This is a genomic window from Streptomyces sp. C36 (assembly GCF_040932295.1).
In the GTDB taxonomy this organism is placed as follows: Bacteria; Actinomycetota; Actinomycetes; order Streptomycetales; family Streptomycetaceae; genus Streptomyces; species Streptomyces triculaminicus.
This window is the reverse complement of the sequence record NZ_JBFQGI010000012.1, coordinates 1-11,763: the sequence shown is the minus strand read 5'-3', so window position 1 is coordinate 11,763 and position 11,763 is coordinate 1. Positions and strand designations below refer to the sequence as shown.

Sequence of the window (11,763 nt, the reverse complement as noted above, 5' to 3'; positions counted from 1 at the left end):
CCCGCCCCCTCACCACAGTCTTAGCGGCCCGCGGTTTGTTCGCGTTGACAGTCTTCACGACTCCTCCATACGGTCCTTTCGGGCGACGGCCGCAGGGCCGTCATGCGTTGTGAATGGACCGTGAGCGCGCGGAGCGCGCTGTCCCCGGAAGGGCGGAACATGACCCAGGCGGTGCCGGTTACTTTCTCCACCGTTCGCGAGAACTATTTCAACCCGCCGGCCTCGACCCAGGAGCTGCGGGAAAAGGAACCCATCGCCCGGATGACATTCGCCGACGGGCACCTCGGATGGATCGTCACCGGATACTCCGCCGCCCGGGCCGTATTGGCGGACCCCCGGTTCAGCGCCCGGGGGGAACTCAAGCACCCGCCCGTACCGCGCGCCGCGACGCTGGAGGAATCACCGGCCGCGCCGCCGGGAATGTTCATCCAGCACGACGACCCCGAGCACCAGCGCTACCGCAAGCTGCTCACGGGCCAGTTCACCGTCCGCCGCATGCGCCTGCTCACCGAGTGGATCGAGAAGACCACCAACGAGCACCTCGACGAGATGGAGCGCCAGGGCTCCCCGGCCGACCTCTTCGAGCACTTCGCGCTGCCGCTGCCCTCGCTCGTCATCTGCGAGCTGCTCGGCGTGCCCTACGCCGACCGCGAGAAGTTCCAGCACGACACCGCGGTCTGGAGCAGCTTCGGCAAATCCACCGAGGAGGTCACCGGGGCCTTCGTCTCCCTGGGCGCCTACCTCCACGGCCTCGTCACGCTCAAGCGCTCCGAGCCCGCCGACGACATCCTCAGCGGCCTGATCGCCGCCGACCCCTCGCTCACCGACGAGGAACTGACCTCGATCGCCTTCCTGCTGCTCGTCGCCGGCCACGAGACGACGGCCAACCAGATCGGCCTCGGCCTCCTCGCCCTCTTCGAGAACCCCGCGCAGCTCGCCGCGCTGCGCGCCGACCGCTCGCTGGTCGACGGCGCCGTGGAGGAGCTGCTGCGCTACCTCAGCATCGTCCACCACGGCCCGACCCGGGCCGCCCTGGAGGACGTCGAGATCGAGGGCGTGGCCATCAAGGCGGGCGAGGTCGTGATGGTCTCCCTCGCCGCCGCCAACCGCGACCCCGCCCGGTTCACCGACCCCGAGCGGCTCGACGTCACCCGCAACGCCACCGGCCACCTCGCCTTCGGGCACGGCATCCACCAGTGCCTGGGGCAGCAGCTGGCCCGCATCGAACTGCGGGTCGGGCTGACCGCGCTCCTCGACCGCTTCCCCGGCCTGCGCCCCGCGGTGCCCGCACACGAGGTGCCGCTGCGTCATGACATGCAGGTCTACGGTGTCTACGAGCTTCCGGTCGCCTGGTGACGTGAGCGACCTCCGGCACTGACGCGTCGCCGGTTGAACACCGAGCCGCTCACTTTCGTATCCACGGCCGTGCAAGAAGCGATCCCTTGCGATCAGTTAACGAAAGGTCAGGTAGCAACAGCGTGGTAGAGAACCAGCACTTGTCGCGCCGCCGTCTGCTGGGCATGGCGGCCCTGGGCGCCGCCGCCGTCACCGGGGCGACCACGATCAGCACCGCTCCCCGCGCGCACGCCGCCACCCGGGGGGCCGACGGCTCGTCCGTCCCCGCCGTCGTCATCGGCACCGGCTACGGCGCCGCCGTCGCCGCCCTGCGCCTGGGCGAGGCGGGCGTCGAGACGCTCATGATCGAGATGGGCCGCCAGTGGGACAGCCCCGGCGCGGACGGCAACGTCTTCCCCAACATGCTGAAGCCCGACGAGCGCTCCAGCTGGTTCAAGAGCCGCACCGAGGCCCCGCTGGGCTCCTTCCTCTGGCTCGACGTGGTCAACCGGGACATCACCCCCTACGCCGGCGTCCTGGACCGGGTCAACTTCGACCAGATGTCCGTGTACGTCGGCCGCGGCGTCGGCGGCGGCTCGCTGGTCAACGGCGGCATGGCCGTGGTGCCCAAGCGCGCGTACTTCGAGGAGGTGCTGCCTCAGGTCGACGCCGCCGAGATGTACGACCGCTACTTCCCGCGCGCCAACGCCACCCTCCGGGTCAACCACATCGACAAGGGCTGGTTCGAGGAGACCGAGTGGTACAAGTTCGCCCGCGTCTCCCGTGACCAGGCGGGCAAGGCGGGCCTGGGCACCACCTTCGTGCCCAACGTCTACGACTGGGACCACATGCGGCGCGAGGCGGCCGGCCAGGCCCCCAAGTCGGCGCTGGCCACCGAGGTCATCTACGGCAACAACCACGGCAAGATGAGCCTGGACAAGACCTACCTGGCCGCCGCGCTGGGCACCGGCAAGGTCACCATCAAGACCCTGCACAAGGTCGGCGCCATCCGGCAGCAGCGCGACGGCTCGTACGTGCTGACCATCGAGGAGATCGACCCCTACGGCAAGCGCGTCGCCACCAAGGAGATCTCCTGCACCTACCTCTTCCTCGGCGCCGGCAGCCTCGGCTCCACCGAACTCCTGCTGCGCGCCCGCGAGACCGGCGCCCTGCCCGAGCTCAGCGGCGAGGTGGGGGCGGGCTGGGGCCCCAACGGCAACATCATGACCGCCCGCGCCAACCACATCTGGAACCCCACCGGGGCCAAGCAGTCCTCCATCCCCGCCCTGGGGATCGACGACTGGAACAACCCCACCGCGCCCGTCTTCGCCGAGATCGCCCCGATGCCGGCCGGCCTCGAGACCTGGGTCAGCCTCTACCTGGCCATCACCAAGAACCCCGAGCGCGGCACCTTCGTATACGACAAGGCCACCGGCCGGATGAACCTCCGGTGGACCCGCGACCAGAACAAGCCCGCGGTCGACGCCGCCAAGTCGCTCTTCGACCGGATCAACAAGGCCAACTCCACGGTCTACCGCTACGACCTCTTCGGCCCCCGGCTCAAGAACTTCGCCGACGACTTCTGCTACCACCCGCTGGGCGGCCTGGTCCTGGGCAAGGCGACCGACCACTACGGCCGGGTCTCCGGTTACAAAAACCTATATGTAACAGACGGTTCACTCATTCCTGGTTCCATCGGCGTCAATCCGTTTGTGACAATTACGGCACTGGCTGAACGCAACATCGAGCGGGTCATCAAGCAGGACGTCGCCGCTTCCTGACAGCGGCCACGACCGTTTCGGCGCACCCCTGCGCCGAAACGGTCGGCTTTCCGATCGTGTCGGCAGTGGTTCAATCGGTTGATGGAGCACGAGAATGAGCGGATCCGAGTCGGTTCTCTCCGAGTTCGAAGCGGTGAAGGCGAATGCGGTAGCGGTCGTCGGATCGGCTCATCGGCCACCCGAGGAATGTGACGCCTTCGACGCGGAATTCCTGGGATTACGCGTGGACGACGCGGCCGCGACGGGAATTCCCGGCGGGCCCGCCGTCCTCGAACTGCTCTGGGAGGCCATGGAGGACGCCGGCCTCACGCCCACGACGGCCGTGGGGCACCGCCCCACCGTCCACCTCGCCGGCGACACGACCGACGGCACCGGCGACGACGCGGCCCGCGCGGTGGCCCGCGCTCTCCGCCTGGACGAGGTCACCCTCACCCGCGCCGGCACCGACGGCCCGGCGGCGCTCGACGCCGCGTGCGAAGACCTCCGGCGCGGCACAAGCCACCTCGCCCTCGCCGCCGGCCCCGACCTTCCGGCCAGGACCTCGGCCGGCCTGGGCGCCCTGCTCCTCAAGCCCCTCGCCCGAGCTCTCGCCGACGGCGACGACATCCAACACCTGCTCCGCCCCGGCGCCGAGCCGGGCGACCCCTGGACCTGGGAGCCGGCCGACGCCTTACGCGCCGCTTCACGTGCCGCCGCACCGGCACCCCGCCCCGACGCGGCGCCCCCCGCCCGTACGCCGCTGCCCTGGATCCTCTCCGCCGCCGGCCCCGAGGCCCTGCGCGCCCAGGCCCGCGCGCTCCACCGGCACCTGACCGACCACCCCGGCCTCGACCCCGCCGCCGTCGGCCACGCCCTGGCCACCACCCGGCACCGCTTCGCCCACCGGTCCGTCGTCCTCGGCGACACCCGCGACGAACTCCTCCAGGCCCTCGAGACCGCCGCCCACGGCGACCCGGCGGCCACCCTCGTGCGCGGAGCGGCCACCGCCACCGGCGGCACCGCCTTCGTCTTCGCCGGCCAGGGCACCCAGTGGCCGGGCATGGCCGCCGGACTCCTCGACACCGTCCCCGCGTTCCGGGACGCCGTCGAGCGCTGCCAGGAGGCCCTCGCCCCCCACCTCGACTGGAACCTGACCGACCTGCTGCGCGGCGCCGACGGCACCCCCGCGCTCGAGTCCCCCGACGTCGTCCAGCCCGCCCTGTTCGCCGTGCAGGTGGCGCTCGCCGAGACCTGGCGGGCCCACGGAGTGCACCCCGACGCGGTGGCCGGGCACAGCGTCGGCGAGATCGCCGCCGCCCACGTCGCCGGCGCCCTCACCCTCGAGGACGCGGCCCTCCTCGTCACCAGCTGGGGCCGGGGCCAGGCCACCCTCACCGGACGCGGCGAAATGATCACCGTCGCCCTGTCCGCCGCCGAGGTGACGCCCCGCCTGCGGCCCTACGACGGACGCCTGGTCATCGCCGGCCTCAACGGCCCCGGCGCCGTGGTGGTCTCCGGCGACGCCGACGCCGCCCTCGAGCTCCTGGACGCCCTGACGGCCGAAGGCGTCCGCGCCCGGCGCGTCGCCGTCGGCCTCGCCGCCCACTCGCCCCACATCGACGAGCTCCACGACCGGTTCCTGCGCGAACTGGCCCCCCTCGCCCCGCGCACCGCCCGCGTCCCGCTGTACTCCTCGTACGCCGGCGGCCGCATCGACGGCCGGGAAGCCGGCGCCGAGCACTGGTTCCGCACCCTGCGCCACCCCGTGCGCTTCGAGGAGACCACCCGGGCCCTGCTCGCCGACGGCCACGACGCCCTCCTCGAGATCAGCGCCCACCCCTCCCTGACCGCCCTCATGCAGGAGACCGCGGCCGCCGCCGGACACACCGCCGTCGCCGTCGGCACCCTGCGCCGCGACCAGGGCGACGAACGGCGCCTGCGCACCGCCCTCGCCGAGGCCTACGTCCAGGGCGTCGACGTCGACTGGGCGACGGCCTTCCCCGGCCCGGCACCGCGCCGCGTCCCCCTGCCCACCTACGCCTTCCGGCGCCCCTCGGACACCACCGACGACGACACCACCTTCGGGGCACGCCTGCGCGCCCTGCCCGAGGCCGAACGCGAACGCGCGGCGACCGACCTGGTGCGCTCCACCGCCGTCGCCCTCCTCAACCTCGCCGACCCCGCGGCCGTCGGCGCGCACCGCGCCTTCCGCGACCTGGGCCTGGACTCCGTCACCGCCATCGAACTGCGCAACCGCCTCAACGAGGCCACCGGCCTGGCCCTGCCGCACACCGTCGTCTTCGACCACCCCACCCCCGGCGGCCTCGCCGCGCGCATCGTCGCCGAGGCCCTCGGCACCCACGGCCCCGCCGACGCACCCGAGCCGGACGAGACGGCCGCGGTCGCCTGGGACGAGCCCATCGCGATCGTCTCCATGAGCTGCCGCCTGCCCGGCGGCGTCCGCACCCCCGAAGACCTCTGGCGGCTGCTGCGCACCGGCGATGACGCCGTCTCGGCCATCCCCGCCGACCGCGGCTGGGACGTCGAAGGCCTCTACGACCCCGAACCCGGCCGCCCGGGCCGCTACTACCAGCGCGAAGCCGGCCTCCTGCACGACGCCGCCGACTTCGACCCCGAGTTCTTCGGCATCTCCCCCCGGGAAGCCCTGGCCATGGACCCCCAGCAGCGCCTGCTGCTGGAGACGGCCTGGGAGGCCTTCGAACGGGCGGGCATCGACCCCACCACGCTGCGCGGCAGCCGCACCGGCGCCTTCGTCGGCGCCATGACCATGGACTACGGGCCCCGGCTGTACGAAGCGGCCGAAGAGGTCAGCGGATACCTGCTCACCGGCAACACCGCCAGCGTGGCCTCCGGCCGGATCTCCTACACCTTCGGCCTCGAGGGCCCCGCCGTGACCGTGGACACCGCGTGCTCCTCGTCGCTGGTGGCCCTGCACCTGGCCGTACAGGCGCTGCGACAGGGCGAGTGCTCGCTGGCCCTGGCCGGCGGCGCGACCGTCCTGCCCTCCGCCGGCTCCTTCGTCGAGTTCAGCAAGCAGCGCGCCCTCGCACCCGACGGGCGCTGCAAGGCCTTCTCCGCCGACGCCGACGGCTTCGGCCTCGCCGAGGGCGCCGGCATGGTCCTGCTGGAGCGGCTGTCGGACGCCCGGCGCAAGGGCCACCGCGTGCTGGCCGTCGTCCGCGGCACCGCCATCAACCAGGACGGCGCCAGCAACGGCCTGACCGCCCCCAGCGGCCCGGCCCAGCAGCGCGTCATCCGCCAGGCCCTCGCCGGCGCCGGACTCTCGCCCGCCGACGTCGACGCCGTCGACGCCCACGGCACGGGCACCACCCTGGGCGACCCCATCGAGGCCCAGGCCCTGCTGGCCACCTACGGCCAGGACCGCCCCGAGGACCGGCCGCTGTGGCTGGGCTCGCTCAAGTCCAACATCGGCCACACCCAGGCCGCGGCCGGCGTCGCCGGCGTCATCAAGATGGTGCTGGCCCTGCGCCACGGCGTCCTGCCCAGGACCCTCCACGCCGACGAGCCCTCACCCCACGTCGACTGGTCCACCGGCGCCGTACGCCTGCTCAGCGCCGAGGCCCACTGGCCCGAGACCGGCCGTCCGCGCCGCACGGGCGTCTCCTCCTTCGGCATCAGCGGCACCAACGCCCACGCCATCCTCGAACAGGCCCCCGACGACGACACGGCCCCCGAAGCGGGCGAGGACCCGGCGCGCGACGCGGCGCACGCCCCCGCGTCCGTCGTTCCCTGGCCGCTGTCCGCACGTACCCCCGAAGCCCTGCGGGCGCAGGCCGCCGCCCTCCTCGCCCACGTCGAGGCACACCCCGGCGCGCACCCGGCCGACATCGGCCACACCCTCGCCACCACCCGCGCCGCCTTCGAACACCGCGCCGTGGCCGTCGGCGCCGGCCGCACCGAACTCACCGACGCCCTGCGGGCCCTGGCCACCGGCCAGACCCCGCCCGCCCACACCGCCCAGGGCCTCGCGGCCCCCGACCGCCGCACCGTCTTCGTCTTCCCCGGCCAGGGCTCCCAGTGGGCCGGCATGGCCGTCGAACTCCTCGACACCTCCGCCGTCTTCCGCGAACGCCTGCGCGCCTGCGGCGAGGCCCTCGCCCCCTACGTCGACTGGTCGCTCGAGGACGTCCTGCGCGGCGCCCCCGGCGCCCCGGAGCTCGGCAGCGCCGACGACGTCGTCCAGCCCGCCCTGTGGGCCGTGATGGTGTCACTGGCCGAACTGTGGCGCTCCTTCGGCGTACGCCCCTCGGCCGTCGTCGGCCACTCCCAGGGCGAGATCGCCGCCGCCTGCGTCGCCGGCGCCCTCAGCCTCGAGGACGCCGCCCGCGTCGTCGCCCTCCGCAGCCGCCTGCTCGGCCGCCTCGCCGGACTCGGCGGCATGGTGTCCGTACCCGAGCCGCTCGCCGACGTCACCCGGCGCCTGGAGCGCTGGAACGACCGCATCGGCGTCGCCGCCGTCAACGGCCCCCGCTCGGTCGTCGTCTCCGGCGACGCGGACGCCCTCGACGAACTGCTCGAGGCCTGCACGGCCGACGGCGTACGCGCCAAGCGCATACCGGTCGACTACGCCTCCCACTCCTCCCACGTCGAGATCATCGAAGCCGAACTCGCCGAGGCCCTGGAAGGCATCACCCCGCGCGTACCCCACACCCCCTTCCACTCCACCGTCACCGGCGAGATCGTCGACACCGCCGCCCTCGACGCCGCCTACTGGTACCGCAACCTGCGCGCGACCGTACGCTTCGAGCCCGCCGTACGCGCGCTCATGGAGACCGGACACCAGGTCTTCGTCGAGGTCAGCCCCCACCCCGTCCTCGCCGTCGGCCTCCAGGAGACCGCCGAGGCCGCCGGCGCCGACGAGGCCGTCGTCGTCGCCTCCCTGCGCCGCGACCACGGAGGCCCGGCCCGCTGGCTGACCGCGCTCGGCGAGGCGTACGTCCACGGCGTGCCGGTCGACTGGGCCGCGGTGTTCGCCGGACAGCGCGTCCGCCGGGCCGACCTGCCCACCTACCCGTTCCAGCGACGCCGCTTCTGGCTGCCGTCGGGGCCGTCCGTCCCGCCGGGCGGCGGCGCCGGAGGCGCGCACACCGCCGAGGAGGCACGGTTCTGGGAGGCCGTCGAGGGCGAGGATCTGGCGGCGCTCGCCGCCTCCCTCGGTGTGGACGCCGACGCGCCCTTCGACGACGTCCTGGCCGGGCTCGCCGACTGGCGCCGCAGGGCCAACGAGACCTCCGTCGTCGACAGCTGGCGCTACCGGGTCGCCTGGCGGCCCGCGCAGGCGAAGCGGTCGCCGTTGACGGGGACCTGGCTGGTGGTGACGGCGGGGGCGGCAGCGCCGGAGAGGGTCACCCCGGACCCGATCGCGCCGTCCGCTCCGGCCGCCGGTACGGTGGCCGCCGCCGTCCGCGATGCCATGGCCGGGCACGGCGGTGTGCGGGTCGAGACGCTGACGGTCGGTCACGGCGACGACCGGCAGGCCCTCGCCGCCCGGCTCGCGGGCCTCGAGGACGCGCACGGGCTCACCGGCGTGGTCTCCCTGCTCGCGGCTGAAGAAACGATTCCGCTCGTGGGTCGGGCGGACGCCGGACTGCCCGCGACCCTCGCCCTCCTCCAGGCGCTCGGCGACGCCGGCGTCAACGCACCGCTGTGGTGCCTCACGTCGGGCGCCGTCTCCACCGGCCCGGCCGACCCGCTCCGCGACCCGGCACAGGCCCGGGTCTGGGGACTGGGCCGGGTCGCCGGCGCCGAATACCCCCAGCGCTGGGGCGGCCTGATCGACCTGCCCGGCACCCCCGACGAGCACGCCCTCACCCTCCTGACGAGCCTGCTCGCCGACGCCGACGGCGAGAACGAGCTGGCCGTACGAGCCTCCGGCCCCCTCGCCCGGCGGCTCGTACGCGCCGAAGCGAACGTCACCCCCGACCGTGCCGACGACCGCCGCTCCCACGGCACCGTCCTGATCACCGGCGGCACCGGCACCCTCGGCGCCCACGTCGCCCGCCGGCTCGCCGCCGACGGCGCCCGGCACCTCGTCCTCACCAGCCGCAGCGGCCTCGCCGCCGACGGCGCCGCCGCGCTGCGCGACGAACTCGAGGCCCTCGGCACCCGCACCACCGTCGCCGCCTGCGACGCGGCCGACCGCGACCAGCTCCGGCGACTGCTGGACGAACTGCCGGAGGAGTACCCGCTCACCGGCGTCATCCACGCCGCCGGCGTGCTCGACGACGGCGTCCTCGACGCCCTGACCGGCGAACGCCTCGAACACGTCCTGCGCCCCAAGGCCGACGCCGCCCTCAACCTCCACGAACTGACCCGGGAACGCGGCGACGACCTCCGCTTCTTCGTCCTCTTCTCCTCCATCGCGGGCGTCGTCGGCAACGGCGGCCAGGGCGGCTACGCCGCCGCCAACGCCTTCCTCGACGCACTCGCCCAGCAGCGGCGCGCGGCCGGACTGCCCGCCACCGCCATCGCCTGGGGCTCCTGGGGCAGCGGCCGCATGATGGGCGACGCCGCCGAGGCGCACCTCACCCGGCGTGGCATCCTCCCCATGGCCGCCGACCTCGGCGTCCAGGCCATGGACAGGGCCATCGCGAGCGACGACACCGCGGTGACCGTCGCCGACATCGACTGGGACCGCTTCGTCCCCGCCTTCGCCCTCACCGGCGACTACCCGCTGCTGCGCGACCTGCCCGAGGCGCGACGCCTCCTCGACGCCGCCGCCACGACGGTCCCGGCGGGCGACGCAGGCGCCACCGGCCCGGCCCTCGCACACCGCCTGGCCGGCCTCAACGAGGCCGAGCGCTCCCGCGCCGTACTCGACCTCGTCCGCACCCAGGCGGCCACCGTCCTCGGCCACGCCGGCGCCGAACGCGTCCAGCCGGGACGGGCGTTCCGCGAGGTCGGCTTCGACTCCCTCACGGCCATCGAGCTGCGCAACCGCCTCGCCGCCGCCACCGGCATGCGCCTGCCGACCACGGTCGTCTTCGACTACCCCAGCCCCAAGGACCTCGCCGCCTTCCTCCTCACCCAGGTCCCGGGGCAGGGACAGGGGCAGGGGCAGGGACAGAACGCGGCAGGGAGCGCCGCGCCGCGGCCGGCCCCGGCGCGCCCGGCCGACGACGAGCCCATCGCCGTCGTCGCCATGAGCTGCCGCTTCCCAGGCGGCGTCCGCACCCCCGAGGACCTGTGGCAGCTCCTCGTCGACGGCACCGACGCCCTGTCCGGCTTCCCCGCCGACCGCGGCTGGGACCTCGACGCCCTCTACGACCCCGACCCCGGCCGCACCGGCACCACCTACGCCCGCGAAGGCGGCTTCCTCTACGACGCCGGTGACTTCGACGCGGCCTTCTTCGGCATCTCGCCGCGCGAGGCGCTGGCGATGGACCCGCAGCAGCGGCTGCTGCTCGAGACGTCGTGGGAGGCCTTCGAACGCGCCGGCATCGACCCGGCGACGCTGAAGGGCACCCAGGCCGGCGTCTTCGTCGGCTCCAACGGCCAGGACTACGGCCAGGACTACGCCTCCGGAACCCGCCGGGCCCCCGACGGCGTCGAGGGCTACCTCCTCACCGGCCGCGCCGCCAGCGTGGTGTCCGGGCGCCTGGCCTACACCTTCGGGCTCGAGGGTCCGGCCGTGACCGTGGACACGGCGTGCTCGTCGTCGCTGGTGGCGCTGCACCTGGCCGTGCAGGCGCTGCGGCAGGGCGAGTGCGACCTCGCCCTCGCCGGCGGCGTGACCGTCATGTCCACCCCCGGCATCTTCGTGGAGTTCAGCCGCCAGCGGGGCCTGGCCGCGGACGGCCGCTGCAAGGCCTTCTCCGCCGACGCCGACGGCACCGGCTGGGGCGAGGGCGCCGGCATGCTGCTCGTCGAGCGCCTGTCGGACGCCCGCCGCAAGGGACACCCCGTCCTCGCGGTCGTACGCGGCTCGGCCATCAACCAGGACGGCGCCAGCAACGGCCTGACCGCCCCCAACGGCCCCTCCCAGCAACGCGTTATCCGCCAAGCGCTGGCCAACGCCGGTCTGAACGCCGCCGACGTCGACGCCGTGGAGGCCCACGGCACCGGCACCCGGCTCGGCGACCCGATCGAGGCCCAGGCCCTGCTGGCCACCTACGGGCAGGAACGACCGGACGGCCGCCCGCCCGTGCGACTGGGCTCGCTCAAGTCCAACATCGGCCACACGCAGGCCGCGGCGGGCGTCGCCGGCGTGATGAAGATGGTGCTCGCCCTGCGCCACGGGCTGCTGCCCCGCACGCTCCATGTCGCCGAGCCGACCCCGCACGTCGACTGGTCGACGGGCGCGGTCCAGCTGCTCACCGAGCCCGCAGCGTGGCCGTCCGACGACGACCGCGTCCGCCGGGCCGGCGTGTCCGCGTTCGGCGTGAGCGGTACCAACGCGCACGTCATCGTGGAGCAAGCGCCGACGGCTGATGTGGACGCCGAGGACGGTAACGACGGTGACTCGGCGGGTGGTTCGGCCGTGCCGTGGCTGCTCTCCGGTCGTGACGCGGCGGCCCTGCGGGCCCAGGCGGAGCGCCTTCTGGCGTACGTACGGACCCACCCCGAGCCGGATGCGGTCGATATCGGCTTCACTTTGGCCACGGCGCGCGCCGCGTTGGAACGGCGT

At 74.1% G+C, this 11,763-nt stretch carries 3 protein-coding genes; all 3 read left to right on the top strand.

Annotated features, from left to right (window positions below):
- Positions 1–159 precede the first annotated feature (159 nt).
- Positions 160–1,356, top strand: a complete 1,197-nt coding sequence (locus AB4K12_RS29065; RefSeq protein ID WP_368437561.1) for a cytochrome P450 — start codon at positions 160–162, stop codon at positions 1,354–1,356.
- 164 nt (positions 1,357–1,520) lie between these two features.
- A complete protein-coding gene (locus AB4K12_RS29060; protein ID WP_368437756.1) occupies positions 1,521–3,116 on the top strand; it encodes a GMC oxidoreductase in 1,596 nt (531 codons plus the stop codon).
- A gap of 223 nt (positions 3,117–3,339) precedes the next feature.
- On the top strand, positions 3,340–11,763 hold an 8,424-nt coding region (locus AB4K12_RS29055), incomplete at its 3' end, for a type I polyketide synthase (RefSeq protein ID WP_368437560.1).